Source organism: Fictibacillus nanhaiensis (genome assembly GCF_049537595.1).
GTDB lineage: Bacteria > Bacillota > Bacilli > Bacillales > Fictibacillaceae > Fictibacillus > Fictibacillus nanhaiensis_F.
The window spans coordinates 1-19,573 of sequence record NZ_JBMULM010000003.1 but is presented as its reverse complement, the minus strand read 5'-3'; the positions used below and the strand labels follow the sequence as shown (position 1 = coordinate 19,573).

18 protein-coding genes, 2 rRNA genes and 1 riboswitch are annotated in these 19,573 nt (G+C 45.0%); of the genes, 3 read left to right on the top strand and 17 right to left on the bottom strand.

Annotated elements, in window-relative coordinates; genetic code table 11:
• Positions 1-8 precede the first annotated feature (8 nt).
• Positions 9-1,757: an adenine deaminase C-terminal domain-containing protein gene (locus ACOZ9X_RS15465; RefSeq protein WP_423418978.1), complete on the bottom strand. Its 1,749-nt coding sequence runs from the start codon at positions 1,755-1,757 to the stop codon at positions 9-11.
• 92 nt (positions 1,758-1,849) lie between these two features.
• Between ACOZ9X_RS15465 and ACOZ9X_RS15460 the strand changes: the two genes are divergently transcribed.
• From ACOZ9X_RS15460 to ACOZ9X_RS15450, 3 genes are all read left to right on the top strand, one after another.
• A complete protein-coding gene (locus ACOZ9X_RS15460) occupies positions 1,850-2,110 on the top strand; it encodes a YgaP family membrane protein (protein ID WP_082861228.1) in 261 nt (86 codons plus the stop codon).
• 18 nt (positions 2,111-2,128) lie between these two features.
• Positions 2,129-3,400, top strand: coding sequence for an MFS transporter (locus ACOZ9X_RS15455; RefSeq protein WP_423418977.1), 1,272 nt, complete (start codon positions 2,129-2,131; stop codon positions 3,398-3,400).
• A gap of 61 nt (positions 3,401-3,461) precedes the next feature.
• Positions 3,462-3,566, top strand: a complete 105-nt coding sequence (locus ACOZ9X_RS15450; RefSeq protein WP_328086095.1) for an EYxxD motif small membrane protein — start codon at positions 3,462-3,464, stop codon at positions 3,564-3,566.
• Here ACOZ9X_RS15450 and purD read toward each other — a convergent pair.
• The 16 genes from purD to ACOZ9X_RS15370 all read right to left on the bottom strand — a co-directional run.
• On the bottom strand, positions 3,544-4,812 hold the full coding sequence (gene purD, locus ACOZ9X_RS15445) for a phosphoribosylamine--glycine ligase (RefSeq protein WP_423418976.1): 1,269 nt from the start codon (positions 4,810-4,812) through the stop codon (positions 3,544-3,546). The two genes, ACOZ9X_RS15450 and purD, sit on opposite strands and share 23 nt — an antisense overlap.
• A gap of 273 nt (positions 4,813-5,085) precedes the next feature.
• Positions 5,086-6,624, bottom strand: coding sequence for a bifunctional phosphoribosylaminoimidazolecarboxamide formyltransferase/IMP cyclohydrolase (purH, locus tag ACOZ9X_RS15440; RefSeq protein WP_423418975.1), 1,539 nt, complete (start codon positions 6,622-6,624; stop codon positions 5,086-5,088).
• On the bottom strand, positions 6,621-7,211 hold the full coding sequence (gene purN / locus ACOZ9X_RS15435) for a phosphoribosylglycinamide formyltransferase (RefSeq protein WP_423418974.1): 591 nt from the start codon (positions 7,209-7,211) through the stop codon (positions 6,621-6,623). Before purN ends, purH begins: the two co-directional genes overlap by 4 nt.
• Positions 7,208-8,248 (bottom strand): phosphoribosylformylglycinamidine cyclo-ligase, encoded by a 1,041-nt coding sequence (gene purM, locus ACOZ9X_RS15430; protein WP_423418973.1) that lies wholly within the window; start codon positions 8,246-8,248, stop codon positions 7,208-7,210. The genes purN and purM overlap by 4 nt, the downstream gene beginning before the upstream one ends.
• 14 nt (positions 8,249-8,262) lie before the next feature.
• Positions 8,263-9,681: an amidophosphoribosyltransferase gene (gene purF, locus ACOZ9X_RS15425; RefSeq protein ID WP_423418972.1), complete on the bottom strand. Its 1,419-nt coding sequence runs from the start codon at positions 9,679-9,681 to the stop codon at positions 8,263-8,265.
• A complete protein-coding gene (gene purL, locus ACOZ9X_RS15420; protein WP_423418971.1) occupies positions 9,657-11,888 on the bottom strand; it encodes a phosphoribosylformylglycinamidine synthase subunit PurL in 2,232 nt (743 codons plus the stop codon). Before purL ends, purF begins: the two co-directional genes overlap by 25 nt.
• Positions 11,872-12,555, bottom strand: a complete 684-nt coding sequence (gene purQ, locus ACOZ9X_RS15415) for a phosphoribosylformylglycinamidine synthase subunit PurQ (RefSeq protein WP_423418970.1) — start codon at positions 12,553-12,555, stop codon at positions 11,872-11,874. Before purQ ends, purL begins: the two co-directional genes overlap by 17 nt.
• Positions 12,552-12,806, bottom strand: coding sequence for a phosphoribosylformylglycinamidine synthase subunit PurS (purS, locus tag ACOZ9X_RS15410; protein ID WP_137791366.1), 255 nt, complete (start codon positions 12,804-12,806; stop codon positions 12,552-12,554). Before purS ends, purQ begins: the two co-directional genes overlap by 4 nt.
• On the bottom strand, positions 12,794-13,516 hold the full coding sequence (purC, locus tag ACOZ9X_RS15405; RefSeq protein WP_423419191.1) for a phosphoribosylaminoimidazolesuccinocarboxamide synthase: 723 nt from the start codon (positions 13,514-13,516) through the stop codon (positions 12,794-12,796). The genes purS and purC overlap by 13 nt, the downstream gene beginning before the upstream one ends.
• 328 nt (positions 13,517-13,844) lie before the next feature.
• Positions 13,845-15,137 carry an adenylosuccinate lyase gene (gene purB / locus ACOZ9X_RS15400; RefSeq protein ID WP_144704474.1) on the bottom strand — a complete coding sequence of 431 codons (1,293 nt, stop codon included), beginning with the start codon at positions 15,135-15,137 and terminating at the stop codon, positions 13,845-13,847.
• Positions 15,134-16,288 (bottom strand): 5-(carboxyamino)imidazole ribonucleotide synthase, encoded by a 1,155-nt coding sequence (gene purK / locus ACOZ9X_RS15395; RefSeq protein WP_423418969.1) that lies wholly within the window; start codon positions 16,286-16,288, stop codon positions 15,134-15,136. The genes purB and purK overlap by 4 nt, the downstream gene beginning before the upstream one ends.
• On the bottom strand, positions 16,281-16,766 hold the full coding sequence (purE, locus tag ACOZ9X_RS15390; RefSeq protein ID WP_423418968.1) for a 5-(carboxyamino)imidazole ribonucleotide mutase: 486 nt from the start codon (positions 16,764-16,766) through the stop codon (positions 16,281-16,283). Before purE ends, purK begins: the two co-directional genes overlap by 8 nt.
• A 105-nt stretch (positions 16,767-16,871) precedes the next feature.
• Positions 16,872-16,974, bottom strand: a riboswitch (purine riboswitch).
• A gap of 83 nt (positions 16,975-17,057) precedes the next feature.
• Entirely contained in the window at positions 17,058-17,261 is a 204-nt protein-coding gene (locus ACOZ9X_RS15385; RefSeq protein ID WP_423418967.1) for an NETI motif-containing protein, read from the bottom strand.
• Between the two features lie 3 nt (positions 17,262-17,264).
• Positions 17,265-17,792: a DUF2179 domain-containing protein gene (locus ACOZ9X_RS15380; protein WP_066390813.1), complete on the bottom strand. Its 528-nt coding sequence runs from the start codon at positions 17,790-17,792 to the stop codon at positions 17,265-17,267.
• A 549-nt stretch (positions 17,793-18,341) separates the two neighbouring features.
• Positions 18,342-18,457 (bottom strand): 5S ribosomal RNA (gene rrf / locus ACOZ9X_RS15375).
• A gap of 87 nt (positions 18,458-18,544) precedes the next feature.
• Positions 18,545-19,573 (bottom strand): 23S ribosomal RNA (locus ACOZ9X_RS15370); the annotation flags it as partial.

Here is a 19,573-nt window from a genome sequence, read left to right as displayed (position 1 = left end):
TTTCTATATTAACGCATAATCGAAGGAAAGAGTAACCCTTTCTTTTTAACATCGTAAATGCCTCTTTGCGTAATGCGGATGTATGGCAAGTGGGTGGATGAGAAAAACAATAGAGAATAGATCGGATCTTCGTATTGATAGCCTCTTTCTCTTAATGCGTTCGTTAATCTTTTCTCTTCTACCACTAGTTCTTCTATACTAAGATTCGACATTCCTCCCGCTAAAGGAAGTTTTATCTCAGCGACGATCTCGCCTCTCTCCGCAAGAACGATGCCTCCGCCGACTTCTTTCAAGCGCTCGAACGCCACAGCCATATCTTTTTTGCTTTTTCCGATGATCAAAAGATCTCCCGTATTGGAATATGAGCTCGCAAAGCCATAAAGATTTTTCGCAAAACCCTTTACGACCGTATTGATTCTCCACTTTCCTTCTTTATCGATCAGCATTAAGAAACACTCGTCTGATTCTCCGTTAATCTCTTCAGAAAAAGGATTGATCGATACATTATATGGTCGTGTGATCACACTATTGTACATTTCTATTCCAACGAGACCAGAAAACTGAAAATCTTCGTCTTGGAGGTCCCAATTGATATCTCTTTTTTTGATGCCATGACCTTCCCAATCAAATTGAAAGTCACGATCGTCACTAACATCCTTACCGTCACGTTTCATCCATTTCCCTTTTGCCAAAACAGATTCAGGCAGTGGATTTGCTACGTCATCTAAAATATTTAAATGGGCGACTCGCCCTGCGGCAACCATGCCAAAGAGGTGATCTAGGCCGTAATATCTAGCCACGTTATAAGAGACCATCATATACGCATCCACTGGATCAAGCCCTGCTTCAAGCGCGATCTGCAGCATCTTATCGGTAACTCCTTCTTCATAAAAAGCTGGTGTGGATCCGTCAGTCGTCATAAAGATTCGTTCATAATTCGTGATACCTTCCTCTTTCATCTGACGCAATAATATCGGCAGATCTGGACGAATCGAAGAATAACGAAGCGACACCTGAAGACCAGCATTCAATCGATCCATCACTTCTGTCCCTGTCATCGCTTCATGATCGCAATCCACTCCGAGCAATGTCATAGCAGTTAATGTCTTTTCAGAAGCTCCTGGCAGATGTCCCTCGATCTTCTTACCCGCTTTCTTCGTCTTCAGCATCCAATGCAACAGTGTATCGTCACCATGAAGCACTCGCGGCCAGCTCGTTAACTCGCCGCCTTGTAGGACATAAGGGCTCTCGAGGAGCTGCCTTACACTTTTTTCCGAAAAATAATTTTCTTCTTCTAAGAGTTCTGTTTGTGCATCATAACGACACCACCAAAAGAAATTAGAAGGCAGATCGTTCACGTCTTCCATAAAAGAAAGCGCTTTCGAAATATTCATTTCAAAAAGCAGCATAAAGTTGTCGGCTAAAAATACGGACGTTCCACGCTGCAATGCATATCGCGAGAGCGACTGGGGATTATAAAGTTGAAACGGATGACAATGAGGTTCAATATACCCCGGCACAACAAACTTACCTTCTAGATCAGTGATTTCCGTACCTTTTGTATGGTCAGGCATCTTTTCGCCTACATAGACGATGCGGTCATGAAGGATCCAGATGTTTGCTTTTACCCATTTTTTAAGAGCTGTGTTTAAGTAAGTAGCGTTTGTTAAGACAAGCGACGGTGCCAATTCACCTTGAATGACGGCCACTTGTTTGCGCATTTGCGCTTTTGTCCAAAAAGCAATGTGTTGGTTCATGTTGGATCACCTGTCTTCTCTCTGAAAATTTCGTTTTTTCAAGAATACCATATTCATCAAGCAAATTGGTGAAAATTGAAAGGAGTATCACAATGAGACAAAATATTGGTTTAGTTAATAGCATGATTCGTATTATTGCAGGTCTAACACTGCTTTCTGTTTATACAGCAAAGCTGACAAGAAAGCCTTACAAAGAGTCATACATCCTTATGATCTTAATGGGTGCGATGAAAGTAGCAGAAGGAATCGTTCGCTACTGCCCAGTGACTGACCTTCTTCACAAAAGCAAAGAAATGAACGACATGGATCTTGGTAACATCGCGGAAGAAGGTTCGCCGTTCAACCCTTCATAATAAGAAGGAGGCAGCACTATGCCCACTCATTCTTTATTAAAAGGCAACAGACCATTGTTCAGTTTATTGGTCGTTGTCTTTATTACCCATCTTGGTTCGTATCTTGTCTTGCCTGTCCTACCTATCCTCTTAAAAGTGGAAACCGGACTAACGGCGGCACAGATTGGTTTTACTCTCGCTGTTATTTCGATCTTCATGCAAGTTGGAAGTGTGGTCGGAGGCGTATTCGCTGACCGTACAGGCAGACGTTTTATCATTGCACTTGGTGCTTTAATACGGGCAGGCGGGCTGATAGGTTTCGCTTATTTTTCAACCTATTCACTCATATTGTTAACTGCTGCGATCAGCGGTCTCGGTCTTGGGCTTAATGCACCGTCCACAAAAGCATTTATTTCATCCCTCGTAAAAGCAGAAATGAGATCTACTGCTTTTTCATTGCGTGGTATTTTTGCCAATATCGGTATGGCGATTGCCGGATTGACCGTTTTTGCTCTATTTACAGGAAGCTCGAGGTTTATCTTTATCACCGCTGCTGTGATTTATTTAGTAGCAAGCGTGATCAGCTGGTTCTTCTTGCCTGCAGGCTGTGGTGACGAAAATTGCCGAGAAGTAAAGTGGAGTGAATATCGACAAGCGTTAAAAAACATTCCCTTCCTCGTTTTTGTGATCGCCACAATCTTTGTTTGGGCGCTTTACGTACAGTTTGCACTCGTGCTCCCGCTTCGAGCTGAAAGTGTTTTGTCCAACGGAAAAGACATAAGCATCATCTGGACCATCAACAGCATCACGGTCATATTAGCTCAAACGCTCATAACAAAAAATATTATCCGAAACATACATCCCCTGACTTCTGTTGGCATAGGGGCGATCTGTATCGGATCTGCGCTCGGAAGTTTATATTTTGCAAACACTCTATTTTTCTTTGTTTTTACCGGAATCATCTTTATCTCAGGTGAGATGCTGATCATGCCAACGTTGGACACATCGATCTCACAGCTTGCAGCTGCCCGGTTTCTTGGCATGTTCTTTGGATTAGCAAGCGTCTTTACAGGGATTGGGGAAGCGATAGGAAACTCAATCGGAGGACGATTGTTTGAAGTAGCAGATGGCGGACAAAGTGCTGTTCCTTATGTAACGTATGTGATAGCAGGTTTTGTCATCTTCATCGGGATGCAGCTGTTGCGTCGGTGGAATCCATTGTCCATCATACGGCCTCCTAAGCTCATGCCAACCGCAGCTCCGAACACAGAATCATCTACATCTCATCCAAATCCAATTAATGAAGGCTGATGAACAAGGTCTTATCAACCATGTCCGTCAGCCCTCAATTTCAGTATAGGAGGTAAGCCAAATGAGTTACGAATACTTAATGGATACGGCTTTTCTTTATATCTTGCTTATCGGCGGAATCATCGCCATCTCGTTTGTATTTATTAAGAAGAGACGTGCGAAATAGCTCGAAACCCGATATCTTTGCGATAGAATGAGCCTTCGCACGTGATTTTCTTCATTTCTCTATATACGTTTTCCTGAGCTTCACTTAGTGAACGTCCTTTAGAGGCTACCAATAACACCCGGCCACCATCCGTTAAAAGAGATTCATTTTCTCTTTTCGTACCCGCATGAAACACGTTAGAATCATCTGAAATGTTTTCTAGCCCCGTAATCACTTGAGGTTCCGAAGAAGAAACAGGATAACCATCGGTTGCAAGAACAACACCAAGTACGGATTCTTCAGACCATTGAAGTTCCGGCTTTTTGCCGTTTAACAAAGAGAGAATCAGATCAGCCAGATCGTTTTCTAGTCGAGGCAAAATCACTTGTGTTTCAGGGTCACCAAAACGTGCGTTAAACTCGATCACTTTCGGACCATTCTTCGTTAAGATTAAGCCCGCATAAAGAATCCCTGTAAAAGGAGTGCCTTCTTTTTTCATCGCAGCAACAGTCGGCTGAACGATCTCTTTGATGGCTTTTTGAATATCAGCGTCAGAAATTTGAGGAACGGGTGAATATGCCCCCATCCCACCTGTGTTCGGACCCTTATCCCCATCATAGGCTCGTTTATGATCTTGAGCGATCTCCATCGGAAGGAAAATTTCATCATGCACAAAAGACATTAACGAAAATTCTTCCCCTTCAAGAAATTCTTCAACAACAACCGTTTCGCTCGCCGAACCAAAGCGTTTGTCCACCATCAGTTCATGTAGACCCTCTTCCGCTTCTTCTAAGGTCATTGCTACAATGACACCTTTACCTGCGGCAAGCCCGTCCGCTTTTAACACGATCGGTGCACCTTTTTCTCGAACGTAAGCCAGAGCTTCATCATGATTCGTAAACGTTTCTGATGCAGCTGTTGGGATGTCGTACTTTTTCATAAGGTCCTTCGCGAACGACTTTGAGCCTTCGATCTCTGCTGCCGCTTTAGACGGGCCGAAGATAACTAGACCCTCTTCTTTGAAACGATCTACGATGCCTTCTAAGAGAGGCACTTCAGGTCCTACGAATGTTAACCCGATTTCGTTTGTTTTTGCAAAAGTGACAAGCTCTTCGATGTTGGTTTCTTTAATGGAAACGCATGTTGCTTGGTGTGCCATGCCTGGGTTTCCTGGTGCAGCAAACACTTGGGTGACGCTCGGACTGTTGGCAAATTTCCACACGAGCGCATGTTCACGTCCACCTTTGCCGATTACAAGAACGTTCATGGTTGCTACCTCCTTTTTTAAATAGGCAGAATCGGCTGCTTGGACCGCTTCTGTTTACTTTTTTATCTAAAACACAGAGCGTTGTAAGATCTTTGAAATCTTTTTCATCTTTGAATAGTTGGTTGGAGTGCAAGGTGCGAGACTCCTGGGGGATCAGCGGGACAGGTGAGACTCTTAACAGCGCAGAGCGCTAAGAGGCTCACCGCACGCCCCCCGGAAAGGGAGCACCTGGAACGGAAATCAACCCTTCCACGCACTCCTGAGTCAACATGATTAATGCTTAAAGTGTCTTACGCCTGTGAACACCATCGTGATCCCGTGCTCGTCTGCTTTTTTGATCGAATCTTCATCCTTGATCGATCCGCCTGGCTGGATGATCGCTGTTACGCCAGCGCGTGCCGCTGCTTCTACGGTGTCATCCATCGGGAAGAACGCATCTGACCCAAGAGCAGAACCATGTGCACGTTCGCCTGCTTGCTCGATCGCAATTTTCGCTGCGCCAACGCGGTTCATCTGACCTGCACCAACACCTACGGTCATTTCGTCTTTCGCTAAGACAATTGCGTTAGATTTCACATGCTTTACCACTTTCCAAGCAAGCTTCAGATCTTTCCACTCTTGCTCAGTCGGCTGGCGTTTTGTAGGAATCGTCACGTTCGCATCATCCAACCCGTAAACGTCTTCCTCTTGAACGAGCATTCCGCCAGAAACAGTCGTGATTTTTTTAGCGATCCCTTTACCTTCTGTAAAATCTAATTTTAATAAACGGATGTTTTTCTTTTTCGTTAAAATCTCTAGCGCTTTCTCTGTAAATGAAGGAGCGATGATGATCTCAAGGAAAATCTCACTCAATTTTTGAGCCGTTTCTTCATCAATTTCTGTGTTAGCCGCGATGATGCCGCCGAAGATTGATACAGGGTCAGCTTCAAACGCACGAGTGTATGCTTCAAGGATCGTTGAACCTGTTCCTACTCCACATGGATTCATGTGCTTAACCGCAACAACAGCTGGATCAACGAACTCTTTTACGATCGAGAGGGCTGCATCTGCATCGTTGATGTTGTTGTACGAAAGCTCTTTTCCGTGAAGCTGTTCAGCGTCTGTTAAAGAGAGCGTGTTCTTTAGTGGTGCCGAATAAAAAGCGGCTTTTTGATGAGGGTTCTCACCATATCGAAGGTCCTGCTTCTTTTCATATGTTACCGTGTAGGATTCCGGGTGCTCCTCTTCTACAGCTGCTGTTAAATATTCAGCGATCAACGCATCATAAGCCGCTGTATGACGGAAAGTCTTCGCAGCAAGTTTTCGGCGCGTCTCTTCACTTACAGCTCCAGCACCATCAAGTTCATCCGCTACTGTCTCATAGTCTGCTGGATCGACAACGACCGTTACATAGGCGTGATTCTTTGCAGCTGAACGAAGCATACTCGGTCCGCCGATATCGATATTTTCGATCGCATCAGCGAATGTTGTGCCTTCTTTCGCGATCGTCTCTTTGAACGGATAAAGGTTTACGACAACAAGATCGATCGGAGAGATCTCATTTTCTTGCATGGCTGTTTGATGTGTCTCATTATCTCGAATAGCAAGTAAACCGCCATGAATTTTTGGATGAAGCGTTTTAACACGTCCGTCCATGATTTCTGGAAAACCAGTCACTTCAGAGATACCGATCACAGGAATTCCTGCGTCTTGCAACGCTTTTTTTGTTCCGCCTGTAGAGATGATCTCTACGCCGTGTTGAGCTAGTTTTTCTGCAAAATGAAGTAATCCTTCTTTATTTGAAACGCTTATGAGTGCACGTTTGATCGTCAATGTAAGAAGCCTCCTACGGTGTCTTTTTGTAATAGTTTGTTGATGATGGCTGGGTACAATTGGTGTTCCGCTTTTTGGATGCGTTGCTGTAAGGTTTGCTCTGTATCGCCAGGCAATACAGGAATGCGAACTTGTTCGATAATCGGACCTGTATCCATGCCACTGTCTACATAATGAACCGTTACACCTGTTTCTGCAACATTCGCTTTCAGTGCTTGTCCGACCGCATCCTTACCAGGAAAGGCTGGCAGATACGATGGGTGGATATTGATGATACAGCCTTCATACGCTTTTAATAATACCTCACCAACGAGCCTCATATATCCTGCGAGAACGATAAATTCTACTCCATAGGATTGAAGTTCAGAAACGATTTCTTTTTCAAAATCAGCTTTTGATGCAAATGTTTTAGGCAAGAACGAGTACGTCGGAATCCCGAGGTGGCGCGCACGATCGATTACCTTTGCCCCCGGTTTATCACATACTAAAAGCTCGATATCCGCCTGAAGCTCACCTGCTTCAACCGCGTCTATGATGGCTTGAAAGTTACTTCCGCTTCCAGAAGCAAATACAGCTATTTTCCTCATTCGATGTTTCCTCCACCAAAGATCACGCCATCACCTTGCTTCACGCGACCGATGATATAAGGCTTCTCGCCTGTTTCTTCTAAAAGGCGGATGATCGGAAGCATATTTTCTTCTGAAACCGAGAGCACCATTCCAATTCCCATGTTAAACGTTGTGAACATCTCTTTACGTGTCAGATTTCCTTTTTCTTCGATCAGATCAAAAATGGCAGGAACCGGCCATGAACCATAATCTACTTCTGCCGCAAGACCTTCTGGTAGCATGCGTGGAATGTTTTCAATGAATCCGCCGCCTGTAATATGAGCAACACCGTTCACATCAAACTGATTGAACACTTCAAGCAACGGTTTTACATAGATGCGAGTCGGTGTTAACAGCTCTTCACCTAATGGTTTAGATAAACTTTCAATGTGTTGGTTCAGATCAAGACCTGCGTTTTCTAATAAAACTTTACGAACGAGCGAAAAGCCGTTGGAGTGAAGACCGTTTGAAGCAAGGCCGATTAATACATCGTTCTCGCTGATAGACGAGCCGTTAATCAGCTTCGATTTCTCTGCGATTCCGACCGTAAACCCAGCAAGATCATACTCTTCACTGTCATACATGCCAGGCATCTCAGCTGTTTCTCCGCCGATGAGCGCACAGCCTGCTTGTTCACAGCCATCCGCGATCCCACTAACGATCTGTTCGATCTTTTCAGGGTGAAGCGTGCCGCAAGCAATATAGTCCAGGAAATAAAGCGGCTCAGCGCCTTGCGCTACGATATCGTTCACACACATCGCAACCGCATCTACACCGATCGTGTCATGCTTATCCGCCATGAACGCAAGCATCAGTTTCGTACCTACTCCGTCTGTTCCGGAAATGAGCACAGGCTCTTTATGTGAGAATCCTGATAGATCGAACATCGCCCCAAATCCACCAAGTCCTGCTAATACTTCCGGACGCTTCGTTCTCTGTGCATGTTTCTTGATACGATCGACCGCTTCATATCCTGCTTCGATGTTCACGCCTGCTTGCTTATATGCTTCTGCCATCGTCTTCTCCCCCTTTAAACAAGCTCTTTTTCATATGGTAAAACAGTATCTGGATAAATTTCTGTTGGATATCTTCCCGTAAAACAAGCTAAACATTGTCCGCAGTTCGGCTCCGCATTCGAACGTCCGATACCTTCCATCAGTCCTTCTACAGAAATAAACGATAAGGAATCCGCACCAATAATTTCACGAATCTCATCTACCGAATGCTTAGATGCGATCAATTCCGCACGCTCTGACGTATCGATGCCGTAATAGCATGGATGTGCGATTGGTGGTGCTGTAATGCGAACATGAACTTCTGTAGCGCCCGCAGCACGCAGCATCTTCACGATTCGGCGGCTCGTCGTACCGCGTACGATTGAGTCATCGACCATAACAACTCGTTTTCCTTCTACAATCCCGCGAACCGGTGAAAGCTTCATCTTTACCCCAAGTTCACGAAGCTCTTGAGAAGGCTGGATGAACGTACGTCCGACATAGCGATTTTTTATTAGACCGATCTCATACGGAATACCGGATGCTTCTGCATAACCGATTGCAGCTGAGATACTAGAATCAGGCACACCTGTTACAACATCCGCTTCAATCGGAGCTTCTTCATACATCCTTTTCCCTAGGCTTTTACGAGCAGCATGAACGTTGATTCCTTCGATGTTGCTGTCTGGTCTTGAAAAATAAATATATTCCATCGAACACATGGAGCGTTGTACAGACGTCGAAAACGTATCGACCCTTAGTCCGTCTTCATTAATGATTAAAAGTTCTCCTGGCTGCACGTCACGCACGTACGTTGCCCCAACCACGTCGAACGCACACGTTTCAGAAGCGACAACATACGCATCACCAAGCATACCGAGTGACAATGGACGCAAGCCGTTCGGATCGAGCGCTACCATCATCTCGTTCTCTGTCATGACTAAGAACGCATACGCACCTTTTAACATCGTTAAAGCGTTCTGTACTTTTTCTTTTAGAGTAAAATAACCGCTGCGCTTGATCAGATGAGCAAGCACTTCTGTATCAGAAGTGGTTTGAAAGATGCTTCCTTGCGATTCAAGCTGATGTTTTAGCGCGTTGGCATTCACGAGATTCCCGTTATGAGCAAGAGCAAGTGAACTTGTTTGTGAACGAAACAATAATGGCTGAACGTTCGCAAGCTCATTGCCTCCTGCTGTGGAATAGCGGACATGGCCAATTGCACCATGTCCGATTAATCCTTCGAGCTCCCCTTTGCTGAACACGTCGTTTACTAAGCCGCTTCCTTTATGAATGCGCAAACGCTCCCCGTCTGTTACAACGATTCCCGCTCCTTCTTGTCCGCGGTGCTGCAGGCTGTGCAGACCGTAATACGTTAATTGCGCGGCATCCGGGTGACCCCAGATCCCAAACACACCACATTCTTCGTTTAAGCCTTTGATGTCAGCAAGCATGGAATAGCTCCTTTCCAGGCGTCTTGCATCTCCTGGAGCGTGCAGGATAACAGCTCTTCACCCTGCTCATTATCGATCGCTAGACCGCTCTCAGAACGTACAAACCCTATGATTTTTGCGTCTTTTACAAGCTGTTGGAACTCATCTTGATGTTCAGGTTTTACTGTGACTAAGAAACGGGATTGAGATTCACCGAAAAGACTGCCAATTGGCTCATCTGTCAGCGTAACGCTCGCTCCAACTTTGCCGTCCATCACAGACTCAGCAAGTGCAACAGAGAGTCCGCCTTCTGCTACGTCATGCGCAGATTGAATTAACCCTTTATGAATCGCTGCTAAAAGCTCACGCTGTCTTGTTTCTTCCACTTCTAGATCGATGTGAGGCGCTTTACCGAAAATGCGTCCTTCTTTCATCTTTTGAAGCTCACTTCCGCCAAATTCCGCTTTGCTCTCACCGATTACATAGATGATGTCACCCGCTTCTTTAAAGCTTTGAGTCACAATATGCTTCGTGTCTTCAATAAGCCCGACCATACCGATTACTGGTGTCGGGTAAACCGCCACACCGTTCGTTTCGTTATAAAGAGATACGTTACCGCCGATAACCGGCGTTGCGAGTTTGTTGCATGCCGCACTCATACCGTCAGCTGATTTCTCTAACTGCCAGAAGATCTCTGGCTTTTCAGGATTTCCGTAGTTCAAGCAATCTGTCACCGCAAGAGGCTGTGCTCCTGAACATACGAGATTACGAGCTGCTTCAGCAACAGCGATCATGCCGCCCACTTCTGGATCTAAATAGAGATAGCGAGAATTACAGTCTGTTGTCATCGCTAGCGCTTTTTTCGTTCCACGGATACGTACGACTGCCGCATCCGATCCAGGTGCTACAACGGTATTTGTACGCACCATGTAGTCGTACTGGTTGTAAACCCACTCTTTGCTCGCGATCGTCGGCTGCTTCAAAAGAGATAGCAACGTAGATTTGAAGCTAGTAATCTCTGGTAAGTAGTCTGCTTGCGCTTGGAACTCACCATAATAAGCAGGTTCTTTTGAAGGTTTATGATACACCGGTGCATCTTCTGCAAGAGCATCTACCGGTACATCAGCTACGATCTCACCCTGGTGAGTAAGACGCAGTACTTGCTCTTCGATAACCGTTCCAACCGTTACGCAATCTAGATCCCACTTTGTAAAGATCTTTTCCACTTCATGCTCACGGCCTTTTTCAACAACTAACAACATGCGCTCTTGAGATTCGGAAAGCATCATCTCATAAGCTGTCATTCCTGTTTCACGCTGTGGAATAAGATCAAGATTCATCTCGATTCCCATACCCGCTTTACTTGCCATCTCAGCGGAAGAACTTGTAAGACCTGCCGCACCCATATCTTGAATTCCAACAAGTGCATCACAGTTATGAATGAGCTCGAGACACGCTTCCATAACGAGTTTTTCCATAAAAGGATCTCCAACTTGAACCGCTGGACGCTTTTCTTCTGACGCTTCAGAGAGCTCTTCCGATGCAAACGTTGCACCGTGTATGCCGTCACGGCCCGTTTTCGCCCCAACGTACATGACAGAGTTTCCTGCACCCTTCGCTTGACCCTTTTTAATGTCTTGATGGTCGATCAGACCGACGCACATCGCGTTCACAAGTGGATTACCTTCGTACGATGGATCGAATTGAACTTCTCCACCAACTGTCGGAATTCCGATACAGTTGCCATAGCCTGCGATCCCCGCTACCACCTGCTCGAACAAATACTTCACACGCGGAGACTCTAGCTCTCCAAAACGAAGCGAGTTCAGCATCGCGATCGGACGCGCTCCCATCGAGAAAACGTCACGGATGATTCCACCAACACCAGTTGCAGCTCCTTGGTAAGGCTCGATCGCTGAAGGGTGGTTATGAGATTCGATCTTGAAAACAACCGCTTGACCGTCACCGATATCCACGATTCCAGCACCTTCACCAGGACCTTGAAGTACACGCTCACCCTTTGTCGGAAACTTGCTTAGTACTGGTTTTGAGTTTTTATAAGAACAATGCTCACTCCACATAACAGAGAATAGTCCTGTTTCCGTCCAGTTAGGAGATCTGCCGATAATCTTTTCTACCAGTTCAAACTCCGAATCACTTAAACCCATTTCACGGTATAATTTTTGCTCTTTAATTTGTGAACTTGTTGGTTCATGTTGCAGCGACATAACGTTCCCTCCAGCTCTTCACAATAGATTGAAATAATTTAAGACCATCTTTGCTACCTAAAAGCTCATCGACCGCACGTTCCGGATGCGGCATCATACCTAGCACGTTGCCTTCTTCGTTCGTGATACCGGCAATGTTTTCAACCGATCCGTTCGGATTGTTTTTATACGTGAATACGATCTGATTGTTTGCTTTTAGCTTCTCTAACGTCTCTTCATCGCAATAATAGTTGCCTTCACCGTGTGCGACAGGCACAGAAATCACTTCACCTTTTTCGTACTGAGACGTGAAGATCGTCGTTGTGTTCTCAACGACTAGCTCTTCTGACTGGCAGATGAATTTCAATGATTCATTGCGGCGCATCGCTCCTGGCAGAAGTCCTGTTTCTAGTAAAATCTGAAATCCGTTACAAACGCCAAGAACCGGTTTTCCTTCACGAGCTGCTTTAACCACTTCTGTCATTACGTTTGAGAATTGTGCGATAGCGCCAGAGCGGAGGTAATCTCCATAAGAGAAACCACCAGGCAATAAGATACCGTCAAATTGATTTAAGTTCGTTGCATCGTGCCAGACGTACTCAACTTCAGCGCCGAGCTCATCTTTTACAGCATGATACATGTCTGTGTCACAGTTTGATCCTGGAAAAACGATTACAGCAAACTTCACTGTGCGACAACCTCCTCCACCTCGTAGCGGTAGTCTTCGATCACAGGATTCGATAAAAGTTTCGAGCACATGTTCACGATTTTCTCATCTAGATCGTAATCGCCTTTTTGAAGCGTTAACTCCAGATACTTACCAATACGTACATCTTCAACCTCTGACTGTCCCATTTTGTGAAGCGAGCTCATTACTGCCTTACCTTGTGGATCTAATACACTCTCTCTTAATGTTACATATACCTTTACTTTGTACATGATAGGCCTCCTAGACGTTGTAGTATTTTTTCATAAGCATCTGTTAAACTTCCTAATCCTCGGCGAAATACATCTTTATCGAGTTTTTCGTTCGTTTCTGCATCCCATAAACGGCAAGTATCAGGAGAAATTTCATCAGCAAGCATAAGGTTACCGTTAGCATCTGTTCCGAACTCTAGCTTAAAGTCGACGAGCTTTACGTTCTTTTGAACAAAATAAGAAGTGAGCACTTCGTTGATCTGAATCGCTTGTTCTGAAATCTGGCTGAGTTGCTCTCGCGTTGCCAAGTTCATGATGTCGATATGCTCTTCCGTAATAAGCGGATCGCCTAGGTCATCGTTTTTGTAATAAAATTCAATGATCGTGCGTGGAAGGATCTGGCCTTCAGGAATTCCAGTACGCTTTGATAAAGATCCAGCCGCTATGTTACGAACAACCACTTCTAAGGGGATGATGGTCACCTTCTTCACGAGCTGTTCCGTTTCGGATACTCGTTTTACGAAGTGGGAGTCAATTCCCTTCTCTTTGAGCAGTTCAAAAAGGATAGATGAGATCTCGTTGTTCAGTCTTCCTTTTCCTGCGATCTCAGCTTTCTTCTCGCCGTTGAACGCTGTTGCTGAATCTTTGTAGCTAACCCAGACGACTTCTTCGTCGGTTGTGCGGTAGATGCGTTTAGCTTTTCCTTCGTATAGCTGCTCTAACTTCTCCATCATGACCCCTCCGTTATATGAAGATTCCCAATATTCAATCTTTTAAAAATGGCAAAGAGAAAGAGAGCTCAATAGATCACTCTCTTTTTAGTTGAAGTACTTCTTAAAAGCTTTTGTAGTATGACATTGTTGTCGTTGAGAGAGGTTGATTTCCGTTCCAGGTGCTCGCTTTCCGCGGGGCGTGCGGTGAGCCCCTCGCCGCTTTGCGCCATTGAGGGTCTCACCTGCCCACTCGTCCTAGCCGAGAGTCTCGCATCTTACACTTCAATCAACTTTCAATGAAGTCTTTCAAAAACAACCAATTAAAAGATCTTTCTTATAAAACCCTTTAAAGTCCTAATCTGTCGAAGATTGTGTCTACGTGTGACAGATGATAACTGTAGTCAAAGCATTCAGAGATTTCTTCAGGTGTTAATTTTTCAGTAATTTTTTGTTCAGCTTCTACTAATGTTCTGAACTGTACGCCTTCTTCCCATGCTTGCATCGCTTTTGGCTGTACCGTGTCGTATGCTTCTTCACGTGCCATTCCTTTGTCGATCAATTTGAGAAGTACGCGCTGTGAGTAGATCAAGCCATATGTGCGCTCCATGTTGCGTTTCATGTTCTCTGGGAACACGGTTAAGTTCTTAATGATATTGCCAAAACGGTTCAGCATGTAGTTCAATGCGATCGTTGCATCTGGTAAGATCACACGTTCAGCTGATGAATGAGAAATATCACGCTCATGCCATAGGGATACGTTCTCATACGCTGTCATCATGTAACCGCGGATCACACGAGCAAGACCTGTCATGTTTTCAGATCCGATCGGATTACGTTTATGCGGCATAGCAGATGATCCTTTTTGACCTTTTGCAAAGAACTCTTCCACTTCACGCGTCTCACTCTTTTGAAGACCGCGTACTTCTGTAGCGAACTTCTCGATGCTCGTTGCGATAAGTGCCAACGTTGACATGTAATGAGCGTGACGGTCACGCTGCAATGTTTGTGTTGAGATCGGTGCGGCTTCAAGTCCAAGCTTTTCACACACATATTTTTCAACGAAAGGATCGATGTTTGCATACGTTCCAACGGCTCCAGAAATTTTACCGAAACGAACCGTATCAGACGCTTGCTTGAAGCGTTCCACGTTCCGCTTCATCTCTTCGTACCAAAGAGCAAGCTTCAACCCAAACGTTGTAGGCTCAGCATGCACTCCGTGCGTACGACCCATCATAACGGTATACTTATGTTCTTTTGCTTTTTCAGCAAGAATCTCTACGAAACGATCTAGATCTTTCGCTAAGATGTCATTTGCTTGTTTGAGTAGATACGATAGAGCTGTATCTACAACATCTGTTGAAGTTAGTCCGTAATGAACCCATTTGCGCTCTTCACCAAGCGTTTCAGATACCGCTCGTGTAAACGCAACAACATCATGGCGTGTTTCTTCTTCGATCTCTAGGATTCGGTTAATATCGAAAGACGCGTTTTCGCGAAGCTTCTTCACGTCTTCTTTCGGAATATCGCCTAGTTCTGCCCAAGCTTCACAAGCAAGGATCTCTACTTCAAGCCACGCTTGATATTTGTTTTCGTCCGTCCAGATCGCTCCCATTTCAGGGCGTGTATAGCGTTCAATCATTGTGTTACCTCCGTTTTGTTATCACTTAAAAATAATGCGGACACTTTTTCTGCTTTTTCTAGTGCCTGTTCAATCGTATCACCTAGAACCGTGATATGCCCCATCTTTCGTTTCGCTTTCGCTTCTTTCTTTCCGTACAGATGAAGTTTCGCTTCTCCTAAATTTCCTATCTCACGTAACACAGTCTCATGATGTTCACCTAATATATTGATCATCACGGCTGGTTTTATTAATTCGGTATTGCCGAGTGGCCAGTTGCATACGGCACGGACATGCTGATCGAACTGTGAAGTCTCACACGCCTCAATCGTGTAATGCCCCGAGTTATGCGGGCGTGGCGCTAGTTCGTTCACATAGATCGTACCGTCTTTTGCGACGAACATCTCTACGGCAAGCGTACCAACAAGCTCTAATTCCGTTGCGATTGACCCCGCTAGGAGCTTTGCTTGATCCGCTGTTTTGTTCGTGATGCGTGCTGGCGCGATCGTCTGATGCAGGATATTCTCTTTGTGTATATTCTCTGCGATCGGAAACGATTTAACCTCACCGCTCACACTTCTTGTTATGATGACCGATATTTCTTTTTCAAAAGGAACCCAAGCTTCCAGCACACAATCTGTCTCTTTTTCTAAAAGTGTTGCTGCAATCTCAAGGTCACTTTCTTGCTTGATCACAAACTGCCCTTTCCCGTCATAACCGCCTCTGCACGTTTTTAATACAGAAGGGTAACCCAACTCTTCCACCGCAAGTTGTAGTGAACGAAGATTGGTCACAGGGCGATATGGTGCAACAGGGACACCTGCTTTTTGTAGAGTTTCTTTTTCTTTCAAACGGTGCTGAGTGACTGCTAAGAGGCGGCTTCCTTGCGGTAAGTTTGCGTTCTCTTCCAACCAGTTCGCACTCTCTGCATCTATGTTTTCAAACTCGTATGTGACGACATCGCTTTGTTCCGCCAATTTCTTGATGCCTACTCGGTCGTCATAAGCTTTTGTTATCTGTTGATCCGCAACTTGCCCGCATGGTGAATTCTCTCCTGGCTCTAAAACAATCACGTTCAATCCCATCTCACGAGCGCTCAATGCCATCATGCGGCCGAGCTGACCTCCGCCAAGTATACCAAGTGTTTGTTGTGGTTTTATCGTCTTAAACAAGAAGCTCACTACTTTCGATCGCCATTTGTTGTGCTGTGGCACGGCGTTGTTTTAAGCGTTGTTTGACTGCTTCATCATGTACGGCTACCATCTGTGCGGCTAAAAGTCCGGCATTCGCTGCCCCAGCCTTCCCGATCGCAACTGTCGCGACAGGAACACCCTTTGGCATCTGAACGATGGATAACAGTGAATCCAAGCCGTTTAGTGCTTTGGATTGAACTGGAACACCGATTACAGGCAGGATCGTTTTTGCTGCGACCATACCTGGCAAGTGAGCTGCCCCGCCTGCTCCTGCAATAATCACTTCAATCCCTCTATGTTCTGCTTCTTCTGCGTATTGGAACATGAGATCCGGTGTACGGTGTGCAGAAACTACTTTTTTCTCGTAAGCTACTTCAAGTTCGTCTAATAGGTCACACGCTTCCTTCATTGTTTCCCAATCTGAAACACTTCCCATGATCACGCCAACTTTAGCCATGGTGGCCTCCTTATTGTCAGAAAATATAAAAAAGTCCAGTTGGTATGCTTCTCCCTAATATGAGAGAAAGCAGCCAACTGGACATACGTATCCGATAAAAATAGACAGAAAGATGCTTTCCCTCATAGTCTGATGAAATAACGGTCATCAGGTAGAGACTTACGGGCCATATTCCCGAAATTATATGAGGGCTTTATTCTTCTGGTTTTATTGTAGCAATGATTGTTTTGTTTTGTCAACAAAAATCGAACATTAAGTTATATATTACATTTAATGTTCGTGTTTTGGTCTTTATTGAAGGAGTTTGCCTTCAAATACAATTCTTTGTTCCTTTACTTCTGGTTCCATTCTGCCGTTTCGTTTCACTTCATGGAAAACGGGCTCTTCCATACGTCTTACCGGTGTATAGCCCTCTTCGGCCATACGATCCAAACAATCAGAGATCGTTTCTCCCGCTTCAACAGCAAACTTCTTTTTAGAAGGTTTCTTCTCCATCTGTTACCTCCTGATACCCTTAACCCAAAATCCACCATGAAACGCTTTAGGTTCATGTGAAATAATAAACGCCTTCGGATCTAAATCCTTTACCGTATTATATAGGTTCATTTCTGATTTACGTGATGTTAAGATCTCCATCATCAAACGCTGTCCTTCACGACCTTCTGCAAGCCAGTTAGTAACACCATATCCTTTGTTCCGAAGCTCGTTCGGCAAGCCGCCTTCAAGATTTGTCGTAATTACGTTAACAGTAGTATATCCAAGTGCAAGCTTTTCTTCAATCTTCATTCCTACTAAAACACCAATTCCATAACCAACCGCATATGCAATTAAGTTTTGAATCTCATTCAAGTTATCAAGAACAAGCCCGAGGCCGACCACATAGATAATAACCTCGAACACACTAATAAAGGCAGCCAAGTACCTTTGTCCTTTCAACGTCAGGATCATCCTGATCGTAAAAAACGATACATATACAATATTGATCAATAAAATGATCCCAACCATGACGAACGCATTATCTAACATGATGGCAAGCCTCCTAAGGTGAAAAATACTTCGTTAAGGATAACACTTTTTGGACAAGTTGGAAACTGGAGAATTGATGCAAAAACAGTTGTGGATTTTAAGGGAGTTTAGTAGGGGGTTTGGCGGATGCCAAAGTATCCTTTTTTGGTTTAGATACGAGGATATGCCGAGCTTACTTTATAGGTTGAATGAAAGCTTGGCAGATGCCAAGTTTCCTTTTTAGATGGTTTTAAACTCTGGCTTAGGGTGGGGAATATGGTGAAGACTTATAAATATTTTTGAGGACTTATAAACTTTGGTGAAGACTTATAAGTTTTTTTGAAGACTTATAAATTCATTTGAGGACTTATAAATGTTGAGGCAAGTAAGTTACACTTTTTTTCTTTCATAAAAACTCGTTATTTATATCCCGAATGCACTGTTTTCAACTTTCAAATGATACTAAAGTTTATATTTTCGAGCTATTTAATAATAAAAAGGTAAAGAAAAGCCGCCTTTTTTAAAACAAAAAAAAGATGGAACGAACATAAAGTTCGTCCCACCTTCTTTGCCTAGCGACGTCCTACTCTAACAGGGGGAAACCCCCAACTACCATCGGCGCTAAAGAGCTTAACTTCCGTGTTCGGTATGGGAACGGGTGTGACCTCTTTGCCATCATCACTAGACCGATCATGACGTTAACCATGATTTATAAAATTAGAGAGTATGTTCTCTCAAAACTAGATACGACGTTTCCAAACGTTATGCTTTTTAAGGATAAGCCCTCGACCGATTAGTATCTGTCAGCTCCACGTGTCACCACGCTTCCACACCAGACCTATCAACCTCATCATCTCTAAGGGGTCTTACTCACTTGCGTGATGGGAAATCTCATCTTGAGGGGGGCTTCATGCTTAGATGCTTTCAGCACTTATCCCGTCCACACGTAGCTACCCAGCTATGCCCCTGGCGGAACAACTGGTACACCAGCGGTGTGTCCATCCCGGTCCTCTCGTACTAAGGACAGCTCCTCTCAAATTTCCTGCGCCCGCGACGGATAGGGACCGAACTGTCTCACGACGTTCTGAACCCAGCTCGCGTACCGCTTTAATGGGCGAACAGCCCAACCCTTGGGACCTACTTCAGCCCCAGGATGCGATGAGCCGACATCGAGGTGCCAAACCTCCCCGTCGATGTGGACTCTTGGGGGAGATAAGCCTGTTATCCCCAGGGTAGCTTTTATCCGTTGAGCGATGGCCCTTCCATGCGGAACCACCGGATCACTAAGCCCGACTTTCGTCCCTGCTCGACTTGTAGGTCTCGCAGTCAAGCTCCCTTGTGCCTTTACACTCTGCGAATGATTTCCAACCATTCTGAGGGAACCTTTGGGCGCCTCCGTTACTGTTTAGGAGGCGACCGCCCCAGTCAAACTGCCCACCTGACACTGTCTCCGAACCGGATTACGGTCCAAGGTTAGAATTTCAATACAGCCAGGGTAGTATCCCACCGACGCCTCCACCGAAGCTGGCGCTCCGGCTTCTCAGGCTCCTACCTATCCTGTACAAGCTGTACCAAAATCCAATATCAAGTTGCAGTAAAGCTCCATGGGGTCTTTCCGTCCTGTCGCGGGTAACCTGCATCTTCACAGGTACTATAATTTCACCGGGTCTCTCGTTGAGACAGTATCCAAGTCGTTACACCTTTCGTGCGGGTCGGAACTTACCCGACAAGGAATTTCGCTACCTTAGGACCGTTATAGTTACGGCCGCCGTTTACTGGGGCTTCAATTCAGAGCTTCTCCC